This is a genomic window from Granulicella sp. 5B5, from assembly GCF_014083945.1.
In the GTDB taxonomy this organism is placed as follows: domain Bacteria; phylum Acidobacteriota; class Terriglobia; order Terriglobales; family Acidobacteriaceae; genus Granulicella.
In genome coordinates this window covers 2094260-2111628 of sequence record NZ_CP046444.1, presented here as the reverse complement: position 1 = coordinate 2111628, position 17369 = coordinate 2094260, and the positions used below count along the sequence as shown (strand labels likewise).

Here is a 17369-nt window from a genome sequence, read left to right as displayed (position 1 = left end):
TATGAGTGTGAGGGATTGCCCGAGCGGGCGTGTGTTGGTAAGCGTAGCAGGGATTGGGCGGTGCGGATGTGAAGATATCGCCGGGCGGGAGGGGGTTAAAACTCCCTCTTTTCTTTTTAATTTGCCTATGAGACCCGACGCTAAAGCGTCGGGGTACCTGTCTGTGCAGGAGTTAGAAGTTGTAGGCGGCGGAGAGCTGTAGGCGGCGGGGGCTGTTGGCACTGGTGGGCTGCATGAAGTCCTGCGAGCCTTCTACGCCGTCGTAGCTGCCGAAGTTGACGCGGTTGAGGGTGTTGAAGCTGGAGAGCGAGAAGGCGATGGTCTGGAAGTCGGGTACCGCGCCGGCCTCGGCGGCCTTGACGTGCTGCAGCGGGGCGAACTTGTAGGTGTAGCCGAGGCGGAGCTGGAGGTCCTGGTAGTCGGCTTCGTTGAGGCTGTTGCGGGGGACGCCGTCGGGGCGGGCGTTGTAGAGGCCGGGGTCGAAGCGGTCGGTGCCGTCGGTGATGGTGTAGGGCAGCGGCGTGTAGTCGTAGAAGCCGACGCCGAGGGTGACGGGCTTGTCGGGGTAGAGGGTGCCGAAGAGCGAGAGGCGCTGGCGCTGGTCGTAGTTGGTGCGCGACCACTCGGCGTTGGGGTCGTACTGGTCTTCGGGCTGGAAGGTGGACCACTGGGTGTTGGAGTCGGCGTGCTGGTAGTCGTACTGCATGAAGCCGGCGAAGTAATCGTGGATGCGGCCGCGGAAGCTGACGGAGAGATCGTCGGACTTCTGGTAGCCACCGGAGTCCTGCTGGTTGATCTGGGAGTAGTTGGGGTTGGGCCGGACGGTGTTGGGATACGGCGGCAACGGTGCGTTGATGTCGATGGTGCGCAGCGCGTGCCAGCCGCGGGAGCCGTTGTAGCCGACGGTGAGGGTGGCGGTCTTGGTGACCTGGTGCTCAAGGCTCAGGCCGAAGTAAGCCTGTACTGGCGACTGCAGGCCGGGCGCGAACTGGAAGAGGCTGGGCGGCTGGGTGGTGAGCGTGGGGCAAGTGGGCGTGGTCGGGTTGGCGTAGCAGGGGTTGGAGATGACGAGGCTGCGCTCAGCGGCGTTCTGGTAGCGGGCGAGGTTCTGCTCGACGTTGGGGCCGACCTGGCGGAAGTAGATGCCGGAACCGGCGCGGGCGACGAAGCCGTGGTTGGGGTCGATGGCATAGGCCGCGGTGAAGCGGGGCTCGAAGCCGTTCTTGGTGTTGGAGAGCGTGTTCTGGAAGCCGTAACGCAGGCCGGGCGTGAGGGTGAGACGCGGGGTGACCTGCACCTGGTCAAGGATGAAGGCTTCGGGTTGCGAGTAGAGGGTCTCAAAGCGCGACTGGCCCTGCTGAATGGTGAAGGTGGAGGGTGTGCCCGCCTGATATGCCGCGACGCTGGCGAAGGTGTAGGTGCCCTGGCGGTTGGTGTTGTCCTCGAGGATGCGGCGGCCGAGGTTGGGTATCTGGACGCCGAACTTGATCTGCTGCGGGAGGTGCGAGGCGACGGTCCAGCTGAAGAGGTCGGAGATGTTGGGGTTGTACTCGGTGTTGAAGACGTCGTTCTGCGCGCTGCCGAAAGTGGCGACGCCCTGCACCTGGACCTGGGCGGCATGGAAGGCGGAGGCGGTGCGGTCGAGGTTGCGCTCGAAGCGCAGATTGAACTGGTTCAGCTTGGTGGCGCCGATGGTGTAGTCGTCGTGGTAGGCGACGTCCATGTCGTAGTTGTAGCTGTTGTAACCGGCGGAGGCGAGGGTCTGGCCGCCGACGTTCTGATTGATGTTGGAGGCGTCGTAGAGACGGTAGAGAAGGAAGCCGGAGTGGTTCTCGTTGAACTGGCGGCGGACCTTCATGGTGAGTGCGGTGGAGCGGGTGGGCGCGGCGACGTTCTGCGCGGCCTGCACGGTGGGCAGGGTGACGGCGTCGACGGTGTTGAAGGTGTCCTGCTCGCGGCGGGTGAGGGAGAAGAGGAACTCGGTGCCGTGGAGGCCGGTGGGGCCGGTGACGTAACCCTCATAGATGCGGCGCTGTGAGGGGGCCTTGGACTGGGCGAAGTAGTTGGTGCCTTCGAGCGCGGCGTCGCGGAAGGTGAAGCTGGCGGAGCCGTGGAACTGCTGGGCGGCGCGCTTGGTGACGATCTCAACCTGGCCGCGGCCGGGATGGCGGTACTGCGCGGAGTAGGGGTCCTGGTTGACGCTGATGCTGGCGATGGCGGAGGGGCTGATGTCGAGCGCGGGGGTCTCGACGCCGTCGACGATGAGGGCGGTGCCGCCTTCCCCGGCGGCGTCGGAGGAGACGAAGGCGGAGAGCGTTGAGACGATGTCGGCGTCGAAGATGGGGAGGTTCTTCATGTCGTCGGCGGTGACGGTGGCGGCGTCCTGGTTGGTGGCGGGGTCGGTGGTGGGGGCGTCGGAGTCAGCCGAGACGCTGACGTTGGTGGCAACGCTGGCGAGGTCCATGGTGAGGGCCAGCGGCGCGGGCGCAGCGGCGCCGATGTGCAGCGACTTGGTGAGGGAAGCGAAGCCGGAGAGGGTGATGGTGAGGGTGTAGGTGCCAGCGGCGGGCTGCGGGAACTGGAAGTGGCCCGTGCTGTCGGTGGTGGTGGTGCCGACGAGGGTGCCGTCGGGGCGCAGGAGCTGGACGGTGGCTCCGGGGACGCTGGCGGCGGTGGGGTCTTGCACGGTGCCGGTGACGGAGGAGCGCGCCATGGCCTGCGATGGTGTCTGGGCGATGCCGGGCTGCGGCGCGGGCGCGGCGGAGTTCTCCGCGAGGACAAGCGTGGGCACGGCGAGCACGGCAAGGCAGACGGCGAAATAGACAGTGCGTCGAAGGGCGCGGGGAGATAGCGTCGAGGGCATATTTATCTCAATTGAACGGTTTCAATACGTGGACGAAGGGTGTACGAGTGGTCAGGTTAAAGGGTATCGCGAGAGGCTGCGATAGAAAACGGTTTTCGCCTGTGACGTTCGCTTATTGGACGGATGGGCGTCGAGATGGTTAATGCGGGATGCGGTAGAGTGGGTGCGAGGAAATTTCCAGGAGATCGCCGTGGGCCAGCTAAAACGTTTGATTCAAGGCAAATGGAGCCGGGCGGCGATGGTGGCGGGGCTGCTGCTGGTGATGGCGGCGCAACTGGTTTGGGTGTCTCGGCGGAGTTCCGCAACCTGGGATGAGCCGCACCATCTGTTTGATGGATATATGGTTTTGACGCGGCACACGTATACGCTTAACCCCGAGGTGCCTCCGCTGGTGAAGCTGGTGGCGGCGCTACCACTGCTGGGGCGCGGGCTCGCGGTGCCTGCCGACCACGGATGGAGCGTGCCGCGCGAGGCGTTTCGCGATGGCCGGGACTTTGTGTTCGGCAACGGCGTGGGGCGGACGCTGGAACTGGGGCGGCTGGCGTGTATGGGGTTCACGCTTGCGCTGGGGCTGCTGATCTACTGCATGGCGGCGGAGATGTTTGGCTATGGCGCGGGGCTGTTTGCGCTGGCGCTCTATGTGGTCGATCCGAACTTTTTGGCGCATGGGGCGCTGGTGACGACGGACGTGGGGAGCGCGTGCCTGTTTGTGGCGGCGCTGTATGTGTTCTATCGGTACAGCGGGCGGCCGACGTGGGGAAGGCTGCTGCTGGCCGGGTTTGCGGCGGGGTTGCTGCTGGCGGCGAAGTTTACCGGGGTGTTTCTTGCGCCGATGCTGGTGTTGCTCGTGTTGGCGGAGTGGGTAGTGGTGCGAAGTTGGAAGCCGCTGCGCGAACGGGCGGTGGCGCTGGTGGTGGTCTTCGCGATGGCGTGGGTAGTGCTGTGGGGGTTCTATGGGTTTCGTTATTCGGCGGGGGTGAATGGTGGAGATATTGATCCTCCGTTGAGTGCGTACCTGGCGCGGATGTACGACAGGGCCGATGCGCCGCGGCTGGCGATGCTGGCGAAGTATCACGTGCTGCCGGAGGCGTATCTGTGGGGGCTCGAGAACACCAAGCAGACGGAGTTTGAGGACACGAGCTACCTGTGGGGCAAGGTGTACCGGCATGGGAACTGGTGGTACTTTCCGGTGGCGCTGGCGGTGAAGTCTACGCTGCCGTTTCTGCTGCTATTGGTGGCAGGGTTGGTTCTTATGGTGGTTCTACCCACATCTCAGAAGCGAGATGTGGGGCACCCGGCTTTGTGGCTGCTCGTGCCGACGGGGTTGTACTTTGCGGTGGCGATGCACTCGGACTTCGATATTGGCGTGCGGCACCTGCTGCCGGTGTATGCGCTGCTGTATGTGTTGGTGGGTGGTGTGGCATCGGTACTGGTGCAGAAGGATGCGCGATGGATGTATGCGCTGGGTGTTCTGCTGTGCTGGCAGGTGGTGACGAGTGAGCGCGTGGCCCCGGCATATATGGCGTATGGGAATGAGGCGTGGGGCGGCCCGTTGCAGGTGCACAGGTATCTGAGCGATGCGAATGTGGACTGGGGGCAGCAGTTAATCGCGGTGAAGCGGTACATCGACGAGCACCATGTGGCGAAGTGCTGGTTTGCGTACTTTCCCGATGGCGCGATTGAGCCGGAGGACTACGGTATGCACTGCGGACGGTTGCCGACGACGAGCACGGTGTGGTGGCTCGATCTGCCGGAGGCTGTGCCGCCGGTGATCGACGGCACGGTATTTGTGAGCGATGGCGACCTGGAGGGGATTGAGTTTGGCGACGGCGCTCTGAATCCGTATGAGGTGTTTCGTGAGCGGAGACCGGATGCGGTGATCGACTATGGTGTGGATGTGTATAACGGAAGCTTTGCGGTGCCGTTGGCGTCGGCGCTGGTGACGGCGCACGATGCGGACAAGCGGCTGAGTGCGGGCGACAAAGACGGTGCGCTGGCGTTGGCGGAGCAGGCGGCGGGGCTCGCACCGGAGTCGGCTCCGGTGGAGATAGAGCTGGGTGATGTGCTGGCGGCGTTGGGACGGCGCGACGAGGCGCTGGCGCGGTATCGCGCGGCGATGGAGAGCGCGGAGCGGGTGCGGCCTGACCTGCAGGCGAGTTTCATTGCGGCGGCGCAGGAGAAAGTTCATGCGCTGGAGGCGAGATAAACGGTGGGCAAGCGCGCGGGGGTTATAGCGTGTGAGGCAATGAGAAGAGAGTGGAAGCGCGCTCGCGAGATGCAGGTGGTGTCCGGCGGGCGGCTTCTGCTGGCGAACTACATGGTGCCGAAGGGAATATCCGCGCCGGCGGTATGCCACACACCTAATATGGCGTCGCAATATTAGGTGTCACGGGCGGGCATTGTTGGGTGCGGAGGGGGACGATGGAACCATCGCGGCTGAATAATATGACGTCGCTCGGACTTGGTGCCATACGGCCCGAAGCGGCATATCTGAAGATATGGAATGCAATGGCGGAAGGAAGTCGCCAGAGCCACGCTGTATCATCCGTATGTGTGCTGACGGCCTTAATGTGAGCAGGAGCGGTCACGCATAGGGATGTTGCAATGCCCTTACGATAATTCCGAATTTCAAGCCACAAGGACGTATCTACCGTGAATCGGTATGAACTACAGTCGCGAATGCGCCGCCTGTTCCGCCGCTGGCCGCGGTCCGTCGATAGGCGAATCATCCTGCGAGTCGCGATCATCGTCGTTCTGGTTGTGTTGGCTTTGAAGGTGCTGTCTATTTTCGACAACGATATTATCCATCCACCTAGAATTACGCCTCCCACTGCAGGTGCTTAGTCTCGGGACTTGATGGATTGGGTTGAGGGTAAATCTATCTGGCTCTTCCATCCCGATAGAGATATTCAACGGGCTCGCGCGATACGGTTTCGAGCTCGTCCAGCGTGTAATGGTGCAGTGATTGGGCTACTTGCCGATGCAGAAGGTGGAGAAGATGCGGGCGAGGATGTCGTCGGTGGTGGTGGTGCCGGTGAGGGAGTCGAGTGCGCGGAGTGCGTTGTGCAGGTCGACGAGGATGAGCTCGTGGGGGAGAGCAGAGCCGTTCGCTTCGGCGGCAGCAGCGAGTGCGGTGAGGGTGTCCGCGATGGACTGCTGCTGACGGAGGTTGTTGATGAGGCCGGATTCTGCGAGCGAGCCTTGCGCGTTGAGCTGTGTGAGGATGGCCGTGCGCAGAGCGTCGAGGCCTTCGCCGGTGAGGGCGCTGGTGCGAAGCGAGGGGATAGAGGATAGAGGATAGAGGACAGAACCCGCCGTAGCCAGGTCGATCTTGTTGCTGACAAGAAGATGTGGACGGCTGGCGATGGACGCGAGGAGTTGCTGCTCGCTGGAGCCGAAGGGCTGCGTGGCGTCGTGGACAAGCAGGATGAGGTCAGCGTCGGCGAGTGTCTCTCTCGTGCGTGCGATGCCATGCTGCTCGGCCTCGTCGGCGGCAGTCGTGCGGAGACCGGCGGTATCGATGAGCCGGACGGGGATGCCGCCGAGAGAGAGTGACTCCTCGAGGGTGTCGCGCGTGGTGCCGGGGATGGCCGTGACGATGGCGCGGTCGCGCTCCAGCAGGCGGTTGAAGAGCGACGACTTGCCGGCATTGGGCCGACCGACGATTGCGATGGCGGCCCCGTTGCGAAGCAGTTGGCCGCGCTGGTAGGTGGCGGCGAGGACCTCGAGCGGCGAACGGACGCGGCCGATGAAGTCGGCGATTTGAGTCGGTGGAACGACATCGACGTCGTCGAGCTCGCCGGAGGCGAAGTCCATGCCGGCTTCAAGGAGGGCGATGATGTGGAGGAGGTCTCCTTTAATAGGAGCAACGCGGCGGCTGAGGGCCCCGCCGAGTTGCTGCGCGGCGACGCGCGCCTGATCGAGCGTGTGGGCGGCGATGAGGTCGTGGACGGCCTCGGCCTGGGTGAGGTCGATGCGGCCGGCGAGGAAGGCGCGCTGCGTGAACTCGCCGGGGTTGGCGAGGCGGACGCTGAGGCCGAGGCGCTGCCCTGTGGCGAGCGCATTGCGCAGCAGCGCATCGAGGATGACAGGCGAGCCGTGGGTGGCGATCTCGACGAGGGGTTCGGCGGTGTAGCTGCGGGGGGCGTGGAACGCGGTGACGAGGCAGTCGTCGAGCGCGCGGGCTGGGGCGGCGGGGTCGAGCACGCGGGCGAAGTAGGCGCGGGCGTGGGCTTCGGGCACGGCCAGCGAGTGGGCGAGCTGGAGGAGGTGTGGGGCAAGCGAGAGGGCATCCGGCCCGGAGAGGCGGACGATGCCGATACCGCCACGGCCGGGAGGCGTGGAGATGGCGACGATGGTGTCGCTATCGATTGAACCGGCGAAAGGTGTCTGGGAGGAGGTTACGTTCATAGAAGACTGTCGCAGTCATTGCCGAAAGGGCTGCTTCCGAGGATAGCCGGTCTGGCTCCTGCTCTATGAGGAATGACGGATTCCGATAGAAACCTACAAATATGAGGATGCGAGACCAGTAGAAATACCTAAAGCCCTATACATCGCATAAAGACAATACGTTTTTCGGAAGAAATTGCTGGCTCTGGTGACAGCATCGGGCGAAAAAGAGGAAAAAATGGAATAAACGCGTCAAATTCTCGAAAGAGTAACTTTGGCAGTGAAACTGCCTTTTAGTTTTCCAATGCTTTCCGAAGGGCAACCCTCTGCTTTCAGCAATATCACTGCATCATGCGTTGGAACGCAGATTTTGTTTAGGGTTACAGCCTTTCTTAGAGAAGAACTGGAGAGACAAAACAGAGATATGAAAAAGGTATTGGCAGTTCTTACACTTCTTGCTGTAGCCACCCTTAGCTATGGACAATCGGTCACAGCGGGTGACGTCGAAGGCACGGTCACAGACGCGACGGGCGCGGTGATTCCGGGCGCCACCGTCACCATCAAGAACCTGGCCACAGGTGCCTCCAAGGCGGCCACCAGCAATTCCAGCGGCAACTACCACGTTTCGCTGCTCACGCCGGGAACGTATCAGGTTACAGGAGCCGCGGCCGGCTTTGCTACGGTTGTGAGCAACGTGACGGTGGCAGCCGGTGTTGTTACCCAGGATGCCATCAAGCTCTCCGTGGGCCAGCAGGGCACCACGATTGAAGTGACCAGCAACCCTGAGATCGTCAACACCACCAACGCCGACATCGTCACGACGTTCACAGCGGAGCAGATCCAGGCGATGCCGAACCCCGGCAACGACCTGACCTTCGTGGCGCAGACGGCCCCTGGTACGGTGATGAACACCGGCACCGCGGCCGGCGGCTACGGCAACTTCTCGAGCTTCGGCATCTCCGGCTTGTCCAATATGTTCACCCTGGACGGCGGTTATGAGAACGACCCGTTCCTGAACCTGAACAACACCGGTGCTTCGAACCTTACGCTCGGCAACAATGAAGTCGACACGGTGACGATCGTAGCTCCGGCTTATAGCGCCCAATTCGGTGGACTCGGGGGCGCGCAGGTGAACGAGATCACCGCGGCCGGCACGAACCGGTTTCATGGCAACGCCAGCTACTATTGGGACGGACGCGCGCTGAACTCGAACGACTGGTTCAATAAGCAGAACGAGGCCTTCTATGGTGAGCAGAATATCCCGGTGTTCGTGAATGCGAACCAGTGGGGCGCCTCCATCGGCGGGCCGATCTGGAAGGACAAGCTGTTCTTCTTCGTGAACACCGAAGGTATCCGTGCGACGACACCGGCGACCGGCCAGGTGTTCGTGCCGAATGCGCTCTACCAGGCCTGCTCATTGGGTGATGCGGGCTCCTGCGCCACGCTGAATGCGAACGCGAGCGCGAACTGCGAAAACAACCCGAACACCACCGGCGTCGGCAACGACCCCAACTGCGCCGCCTCCGACGGCATTTCTTTCGCGCCAGCGCCTGTTTCCGAGCAACCCTTGTTGAAGACGATTTACGGCGTCTATAACAATAGCCCATTCCGCCCTGCCGCCAGCGCCATAAGTCAAGACGCGAATGACGTTGCGGAAGATACCTACTACGCAAAGAATGCGTCGCTGCTGACTGAGTGGCTGCTTACCGCGCGCGTCGACTGGAAGATCAGCGACAAGGACTCCTTCTACATCCACTACAAGCAGGACCACGGTCTGCAGCCGACCTACACCGACCTGATCGATCCGCGCTTCTCGACACAGAGCGCGCAGCCTGCATGGGAAGGCCAGATCAACGAGGTTCATACCTTCACCCCGAACCTCACCAACCAACTGGTGCTTACCGGCAACTACTATAGCGCGCCGTTCCAGAACAGCAACAACTTTTCGGGAATCGCTCCCAGCACACTGCTCTTCGAGAGCGGTGACGCGGCCAACTACGGCACGAACTACGGTGGTGAGAACTATGCCTTCCCGCAGGGCCGTCGCGTCTCCGGCTACCAGGTGATTGACGACGTCAACTACACGAGGGGCCGCAACACTCTCCGCTTCGGTTACAACATCCGTCGCGACAACATCACCGACCTTCAGGGCGAAGAGACAATCTCTCCGGCCGACGAGCTCACGGAAGAAGGCTTGTCTTCGGGCGTGATCGACGTCGAACACATCGAGCGCTTCCCTCTACGTGCAGAACAGCCCGTTTCGGTGTATGACATGGGCGCATACATCGAAGATAGCTACAAGCTGACTCCGAAGTTGACCGTGACCGCTGGTCTTCGTGTAGAGCGCAACTCCAATCCAACCTGCCATGCAAACTGTTTCCAGGTGCTTGCGTTGTCCACCTCGGCTCTGCCGACCGGAGCAACCAGCGCAGGAGTTCCGTACAACGCAGCGTATCCCAATGGTCTCATCTCCGCCGATCGCTATCGCGCGCTCAAAAGCTTCCAGAAAGCCGGTATCATGCCGCGCTTCAGCGCGAACTGGCAGGCTGACAGCAAGACCGTCGTCCGTGCGGGCTTCGGTATGTTCACCGACAGCTTCCCCGGTGTGGTTGCGGACGACCTGCTCAGCAATCCTCCCACCAACTTCCACGCCGCTGTCCTGGGCACGGTTGAAGGAGCAGCTACCAGCGGCTATATCACACCCTCAACGACCGGCAGTGCGCACCAGACGGCTGTGAACTCGGATACCGCGTTTGAGTCGCAGTTCTCGACCGGCGGCACGTATACAACCACCGCTGCAGCTGTCGCCAATGCAGGCGGCCATTACTCGGCTCCGAACTTCACGACAATCGCGGGCAGCATCAGCTACCCGACCTATGAGGAGTGGAGTCTGGCTGTGGAGCATCGCATCGATAATAAGAGCTCGGTGACGATCAGCTACGTCGGCAACCACGGCTATCACGAGCCGGTGAACGACGGGACAAGGAACCTGAGCAACACAGCTGCGAGTGCTTCGTTCTTCCCGACGGTTCCCACGGCGAAGCCGGTCACCCCGTTCGCGACGATCAGCAATGTGTACAGCGGTGCCGATAGCAACTTCAACGGCGTTGTTGTCACGGGCACCCGCCGTTCGCACGGACTCACGGTCAACATCAACTATGAGTTCTCGAAGGCACTGGACGAAATCTCTAACGGCGGTTTCGAGGCATTCGCTCCGGATGCCGGCGACTCCGCAGCCGTACAGAACTCGGCTGCACTCCGTCAACAGTACGGTCCGGCAGACTACAACGTGAAACACAACACCACGGCCAGCTTCGTCTACGAGGTGCCTTCGTTCTCGGAGCGCTTCCGCGATCTGACCGGCGGTTTTGAGTTCAGCGGCGCGATCTTCCACCAATCTGGTCTGCCATACACGGTCACGCAGAACACGAGCAGCTTCCCGAAGTCGGTCAACGGTGTAGCCGCTGGCGCTTTTGCGAACGGAACGGCCCTGCTCTTCGCGAATGAAATCTCCAACAGCTTCGATCACCACTGCGGTGGTGGCTCGCATGCCCTCCTGCCGGACGGCAGCGTGCCTAGCCCGTGTGACTTCAAGAGTGCCTTTACTTCGCCGACGGACTACGGCCAGCAGGGACGCAACAGTCTCGTTGGACCTTCGTACACGAACGTGGACTTTGGTGCCTTCAAGACGTTCCACGTTCCCCACGCGGATTTCATGAAGCTGAAGCTTGGCGCGCAGTTCTTCAACCTGTTCAACCACCCGAACTTCCAGAACCCGACACATGTTCTCACGTCGAGCAATGCTCTTGGTTCCATCCAGAGCACGGTCGGCGCTCCGACGAGCATCCTGGGTTCGGTGGGTGGCGCGGATGCTTCACCTCGACTGATTCAGCTCCACGCTGGATTCACGTTCTAACCCACTACGATCCAAAAACCAGGCGGGGCGGTCAGCAATGGCCGCCCCGCTTTTTGCTATATGCTCTCGGCGCAGGGTACGTTCGCCGCGCGGGCCGGCGACTTGACACGCCAACTACAATAGAAGGCAGGGTAAGACTGGCCTCATGCCGAATCTTGACCGTCGGACATGCACTACCAAAGTGCACTCAAGGGGTTACGAGCCTAAGTCCAATCCGCTCCGGATCTTACCTTGAAAATAGGGGGAGGGCTTCGGTGGCAGATGGTGGGCTAGTGGCCGGTGTGATACGGATGTCCCGCCCGAATGGTGAGGGATCGGTAGAGCTGCTCGGCAGCGATGACTGCGGCCAGCTCATGGGGCAGAGTGATGCGGCCAAAGGCGATGGTTTTATCTGCGCGTTTGCGGGCCGCAGGTGACCAGCCGTCCGCCGGCCCGATGGCGAAGACCAGGGTCTGGATACCTGTATCGAAGAGTTGAGAGACGACAGCCGCCAGTTCGGTCGAGGAGAGCTGCTGCCCTGTGCTGTCAGTAAGCAACAGGTAGGGACGGGTGCGGGCGGTCGCGCCGTCAAGAAATTCCAAAAGAGCACTCTCACTCGTAAAGGTGCGGTACGCAGTGGGCGTGTAACGGGTACAGCGGTCGATGTAGAGAGTAAGGGAGGCCTGTGCGGGACCTGTTATCGCAGAGCGTTTTGGGAGGACGGAGGCAAGTAGAATCTGCATATAAATATCTGAAGCCAGCTAGTATTTATACTGAATTATATATTTAATTCTATGCTATTCCGTATTATTCGCCGGGTTTTGATGTATCGCATCCCGCTTTAATGTTCTAACATTCACATAACATTCATTTTAAGTACATTGGCATCTTGCTTGCAAGAACACCAGCAAGGTGTCATGCTTTGACAGAGTTGTAGCTCTTTCCAGGTATTGCGCCATCCGAATAGCCTGAAGTAGGAGCTTTTACTCTTGACGAAGAAGATTCTGCACCTCTTGTTCCTTTTGTCGCTCGTCCTCACAGTGGGTACAACCTTTGCCGTGGGACAGAATGTTTCTGGCATGACGGGAGCGGTGACCGATACAACTGGGGCCGCCCTGCCTGGAGCCACAGTTACTCTAACGAACAAGACCACGGGTGTGAAGTTTACCCAGACGACGAATGCCAGCGGTTCGTACCGGTTCACGGATATCCCGCCCGGTCAAGGATATGAGGCCGTTTTTACCGCATCCGGCTTCTCTCCTCTGGACGTCAAGAACATTTACCTGACGGTCGCGACGACCCGTACCCAGGACGCAAAGTTACTTGCCGGCACGAACACTGAAGTCGAAGTAACGGCCTCCAACTCCGAGGTCACAATCGACACGACGGATGCTGCGATTGGTAACACCTTCGATGTGAAGCTTCTCAACTCGCTCCCCGTGCAGCAGCGCGATGACCCCACGGCGCTCTTCACGTTGCAGCCAGGCGTAACGGACCAGGGTTCGACAACAGGTGCTCGTGTCGACCAGAACTACATTACACTCGACGGCCTGGACGTGAATGACTTCGCGACTGGTAACGCATCGCAGACCAACTCGGGTGTAAGTTCCGGATTTGGCGGCTCGATCGTAGGGCATGCCCCGATTGACTCCATCGACGAATTCCACGGCACCGTGGGTGGTTTCCCGCCATCCAGCGGCCTGGGCAGTGGCGGCCAGTTCGCCCTCGTTACCAAGAGCGGCACCAACCAATTCCACGGCAATATCAATGAGTACCATCGCGATCCGTCCCTGGTAGCCAATAGCTGGTTCAGCAATAACGCATCGCCGATTGTCCCTCGCAATCACCTGATCCAGAACCAGTTCGGCGGTAACATCGGTGGGCCGATTCTGAAGGACAAGCTGTTCTTCTTCTTCGATTACAATAACTCGCGCATCATCAGCTCCGAGCTTACCCAGCGAACTGTGCCGCTTGCCCCCTTGCGCAGCGGGCTCGTCAGCTACATCAACTCGACCGGCAACATCTCCACTCTGACAGCAGCGCAGGAGGCGGCCCTCGACCCGCAGGGAGTGGGCGCCGATGCAGCCTGGATCGCAGCCTACGCCGCTCGTTTTCCTGTATCCAACGCGGCCGGCGGTGATGGGGTCAACTCTGGTGGCTATAACTTCAACGCTCCGGATAATGACTTCGCGACGAACTACATTGGTAGAGTTGATTACAACCTGACCGACACCCAGAAGATTTACGCGCGGTTCACGGTTTCTCACGAAAACGCGACTGAGAACCCGAATGAGTTTGCTGGAGATCCCCAGTCTAATCCGTTCATCGATCGCACGTATGCTTTTGTGCTTGGCCACAACTGGGTAATTGGATCGAACAAGACGAACCAGTTGTTCCTGGGTGAGACTGTAGAAAACTATTCTTTCCCCAACGCGTTCAATCCTGACGGCTCGACATTCTTCACGTTCGGCGATGGTACGCAGGCCGCTCTTGCGTCGTCACTGTACCTCAACCCCTCTGCCTCGAGCCGTCGCATTCCGGTGATGCAGATTGGCGACAACTTCGCCTGGACCAAGGGGAGCCATACTCTTCAAATCGGCGGAACATTTGAAGATATCAGGCCCGTCAACTCAACGAAAGCTGACTACAACACGGTCGAGATTGGTCTTGGTGGTCAGACCCTGGGTCTGAACGCCAGTCTGCGTCCTGCCGATATCTATCAGGCACCGGCGAATGCCTCGGCTGCGCAAACGACCCTGGCGAACACGGCCATCCAGACTTACGATCAGGCGTTTGCCTTCGTGCTGGGTCGCGTCGCCAACGTTCAGAGCGACTACAACTACGATGCGACCGGTAATGCGCTTCCGCAGCTTACCGGCGATGTGCGTATCTATCAGAACTACGAGACGATGCTGTACTTCGACGATACGTGGAAGGTGAATCCAGAACTTACCCTTTCTTACGGTGTGAACTATCAATTGTTCTCTGTGCCTTATGAGACGCGTGGACTGGAAAGCACCGAGACGACGACGTTCAACGACTACGTCAAGGACCGCGTTGCGCAGAGTGCGGCGGGACAGACTGGACCTGCGGCTGTACCTATCATCAACTACGTGCTGGGTGGCAAGGCCAACAATGGTCCACCAATCTACCAACCACAGCATAAGAACTTCGCGCCACGTGTGGCCTTTGCCTACAACCCCAGCTTCGACCGGAAGACGGTATTCAACGGTGGCGCCGGCATCGTTTACGATCGCACGATCATCAACGCAGTCCAGCAGATTCAGGATGCCGATTCGTATCTCTTTCAGCAGACTTCGTCTACCCCGTACGGAACTCCGGGCAATCCGAATGCCTCGCTCTTGAACGACCCGCGTCTAACGAACGGCAACTCGCTTCCCTCCACGGTTTCACTGACGCCACCCGCAACGCCGAAGCCGCCGTATGCACCGTTCGCGACAGCGTCCATCTGCACTGCACTTGGTTACTCAACGTATCCCTGCGGTCTGCAGAATGGTCTTGCCTTCAATGCCACGATCGATCCGGCGCTGAAGACTCCCTACTCCATCACCTACAACTTCGGCATGCAGCATTCTTTTGCCGGCGACATGGTGATGAAGCTGAGCTATGTGGGCCGGCTTGGCCGTCGCCTGCTGGCGCAGGCGGACGCAAACCAGATCATTGACTTCCCCGATGCTACCTCGGGTCAACTTCTTTCCAATGCTTTTGCGGCGCTTACCACCCAGATCAGAGCCGGCGTGAATCCGCTGAACGTGACCACGCAGCCATGGTTTGAAAACGTTTTGCCGGCCGGATACGGAGCTGCGCACCCGGTTACGGACTCCAATGGCAATATCATTCAGAGTTTCACCAGCAACACGCAATACCTCGCCTACAGCTACACTGGCTTGGCGCACAATGGCGACTTTGGAGACTTCGTCCAAGCGCTTTCCGTCAACGGTGCTCCCCTTAACGTAGGCTCGGCGGCTCAGTTCTCTGAGAACAGCTTCTACACCAGCAAGGGTTTCTCGAGCTACAACGCGCTCCTGGCGTCGTTGCAGAAGAACCTCTCGCATGGCCTGCAGTTCGATGTGAACTACACCTTTGCGCACTCCATCGATAACGTCTCATTCTTCGCGAACAGCTCGGGCGATACGGGCATCGGTGGCATTGGCCTAATCTGCGACGACCTCCGTCCTCGCGAGTGCCGTGCCAACTCCGATTTCGACATCAACAACTACGTCACGGCAGACGTTACATACCAGCTGCCGTTCGGCCGGCACCGTGCCTTCCTGAACCAGGGACCTCTGTGGATTGAAGAAGCTATCGGTGGATGGGATATCAGCGGTGTCACCGATTGGCACTCAGGTCTTGCCTGGGGAACCAACTCCAATGCCTTCGATGCCAGCTACTCCAACGATGCGCCCGGTATCCTTGTCGGGAACCGGTCGACGGTATTCACTCATCTCCAGAAGTTGCAAGGTGGCGGCGTGAACATCTTCGCCAATCAGGCAGCAGCCCAAGCCGCGTACGTCGGTCCCATCGGGTTCCAGATTGGTGCTCGTAACGGACTGCGTGGTCCCCACTACTTCAACCAGGACCTGGGTCTGGCGAAGAACTTCCCGATCTATGGGGAGAGGCTCAACCTCAAGTTCCGCGCTGATGCTTTCAACGCCCTTAACCATCCGAACTTCGGCCTGCCACAGTCGAATGCCTTCAACGGCTACGATCAGCAGGACGTTACCAGTAGCACCTTCGGCAACATCACCAACACGGTATCGCCTGCGGGCAATCTGAACAACGGTGCTCGCGTGTTGCAACTTGCGCTACGGCTGGAGTTCTAAATCGAACCTGTAAACAAAGCGAAGGGCGGAGAGATCTTATCTCTCCGCCCTTCGCTTTGCGTAGAAAGCTCTACAAAAGTGACAGCCGTTCGTGAAGAACTATTTCGACTTCTTCGTAGTGGCTTTTGTAGCTTTTTTCGCTGGCTTCTTCGTGCTGGCTGCTTTTTTCGCAACGACCTTTTTTGCCGGCACCTTCTTCGCGGCAGCTTTCTTTGCGGAGGGGATCGCCTGCTTCTTCGCGCGCGTGCTGGCGATGGCGGACTTGATCTCGTCATTGAGCTCTGCAATGGTGAGCGAGGTAGCCGACTTGCGGAGGCGTTCGAGGCCGTAGAAGGCGCGCTTTTCTGCAGAGAAGACGTGGACGATGAAGTCCACGTAGTCCATCAGGACCCACTCGCCCTGACGCCGGCCTTCGACGGAGTTGGGATAGGTAGCGAACTCGCGCTTGAGGCGCAGTTCGATCTCGTCCGTGATGGCGACGTTCTGGCGGTCGCTGGAGCCGCTGCAGATGAGGAAGTAGTCGGTAAGGCCGCTCTCAGAGGGGTCGAGCGCGAGGATGCGGATGTCATCGCCCTTTTTGTCTTCGCAGGCAGCAGCTGCGGCTGCGAGCATCTGTTGGGTGATGGTGCGCTTGTCGGCTACGGATTTGCTGGCCATGAAACTCCTTGGAAAACAGCTTCCATCCTAGCGTATTGAGATGCAAAAACCGAATGACCGTTCCATCAGCCAGGTGTGAGGTAGAGGTGATGGTCGCGAATGTAGCTGAATACCTCGGAGGCGAGCAGGCCGTCACATGGCCTACCCAGTGCGAGGTCCCTGCGGACCGCCGTTGCGGAGGCAGGATGGTCGATGGCGGTGAGCTGATGTACGTGCGCTCGTTGAAGGGCGGTGAGCGGCGGCAGGCGAGGCGTAGAGGCCGACTTCAGGGGATAGTGGCCGTCGTTGAGCAAGTGTGGCCGTGTGACGACGATCCAGTCGGCGATGGAGAGTAATTGGTCCGGCGCACGCCAGCGAGGCAGCTCATGGAACGCGTCGACGCCTACGATGACGAAGAGTTGCGCGTCAGGTTGCATCGCGTGGAGGCGGGTCAGGGTGTCGATGGTGTAGTTTGGCGCCGGCGGTGTGACGGGTGCTTCGAGATTGGAGGCTTCAAGGCGGGGATCGTAGCGACAGAGGAGCGAAACCATCGCCAGACGGTCGCGGTAGCTGGCAACGGCGCCGTCCGGCTTTAGCGGCTGGCTGGCTGTGGGCACAAGTAAAACGTGGTCCAGGGCGAAGCTGTCGGCGGCTGCGCGGGCGACGGCAAGATGCCCCAGGTGCGGTGGGTCGAACGAGCCGCCAAAGTAGCCGAGACGCATGCCTGATTGTAGCCAGAGAG

The 17369-nt window shown here is 60.3% G+C and carries 8 protein-coding genes; 3 read left to right on the top strand and 5 right to left on the bottom strand.

The genetic code is table 11. The features are described from left to right. Positions 1 to 172: 172 nt before the first annotated feature. Positions 173 to 2863, bottom strand: coding sequence for a TonB-dependent receptor (locus GOB94_RS08810; protein ID WP_182275586.1), 2691 nt, complete (start codon positions 2861 to 2863; stop codon positions 173 to 175). Between the two features lie 190 nt (positions 2864 to 3053). On the opposite strand from GOB94_RS08810, the gene GOB94_RS08805 reads away from it, so the two are divergent. After that, entirely contained in the window at positions 3054 to 5069 is a 2016-nt protein-coding gene (locus tag GOB94_RS08805; protein WP_182275585.1) for a glycosyltransferase family 39 protein, read from the top strand. 764 nt (positions 5070 to 5833) lie between these two features. Here the strand turns inward: GOB94_RS08805 and mnmE are convergent. Then, complete coding sequence (gene mnmE / locus GOB94_RS08800; RefSeq protein ID WP_182275584.1) at positions 5834 to 7273, bottom strand: tRNA uridine-5-carboxymethylaminomethyl(34) synthesis GTPase MnmE; 1440 nt, start codon at positions 7271 to 7273, stop codon at positions 5834 to 5836. Between the two features lie 403 nt (positions 7274 to 7676). Between mnmE and GOB94_RS08795 the strand changes: the two genes are divergently transcribed. Further along, positions 7677 to 11168 (top strand): TonB-dependent receptor, encoded by a 3492-nt coding sequence (locus GOB94_RS08795; RefSeq protein ID WP_220464896.1) that lies wholly within the window; start codon positions 7677 to 7679, stop codon positions 11166 to 11168. Between the two features lie 269 nt (positions 11169 to 11437). Here GOB94_RS08795 and GOB94_RS08790 read toward each other — a convergent pair whose 3' ends face one another. Continuing rightward, entirely contained in the window at positions 11438 to 11749 is a 312-nt protein-coding gene (locus GOB94_RS08790; protein ID WP_255483761.1) for a 23S rRNA (pseudouridine(1915)-N(3))-methyltransferase RlmH, read from the bottom strand. 387 nt (positions 11750 to 12136) lie between these two features. Between GOB94_RS08790 and GOB94_RS08785 the strand changes: the two genes are divergently transcribed. Next, positions 12137 to 15991 (top strand): carboxypeptidase-like regulatory domain-containing protein, encoded by a 3855-nt coding sequence (locus GOB94_RS08785; RefSeq protein ID WP_182275581.1) that lies wholly within the window; start codon positions 12137 to 12139, stop codon positions 15989 to 15991. Positions 15992 to 16090: 99 nt separating this feature from the next. Here GOB94_RS08785 and rsfS read toward each other — a convergent pair whose 3' ends face one another. Together rsfS and nadD are read right to left on the bottom strand one after the other, a co-directional pair. Then, positions 16091 to 16648, bottom strand: coding sequence for a ribosome silencing factor (gene rsfS / locus GOB94_RS08780; protein WP_182275580.1), 558 nt, complete (start codon positions 16646 to 16648; stop codon positions 16091 to 16093). Between the two features lie 65 nt (positions 16649 to 16713). Continuing rightward, entirely contained in the window at positions 16714 to 17349 is a 636-nt protein-coding gene (gene nadD, locus GOB94_RS08775; protein WP_182275579.1) for a nicotinate (nicotinamide) nucleotide adenylyltransferase, read from the bottom strand. Positions 17350 to 17369: the final 20 nt, after the last annotated feature.

What these genes read in the sequence shown, in the direction of transcription:
- nadD (WP_182275579.1), bottom strand. Translation starts at nt 17,349, where the DNA reads ATGCGTCTCGGCTACTTTGGCGGCTCGTTCGACCCACCGCACCTGGGG.
- rsfS (WP_182275580.1), bottom strand. Translation starts at nt 16,648, where the DNA reads ATGGCCAGCAAATCCGTAGCCGACAAGCGCACCATCACCCAACAGATG.
- GOB94_RS08795 (WP_220464896.1), top strand. Translation starts at nt 7,677, where the DNA reads ATGAAAAAGGTATTGGCAGTTCTTACACTTCTTGCTGTAGCCACCCTT.
- GOB94_RS08810 (WP_182275586.1), bottom strand. Translation starts at nt 2,863, where the DNA reads ATGCCCTCGACGCTATCTCCCCGCGCCCTTCGACGCACTGTCTATTTC.
- mnmE (WP_182275584.1), bottom strand. Translation starts at nt 7,273, where the DNA reads ATGAACGTAACCTCCTCCCAGACACCTTTCGCCGGTTCAATCGATAGC.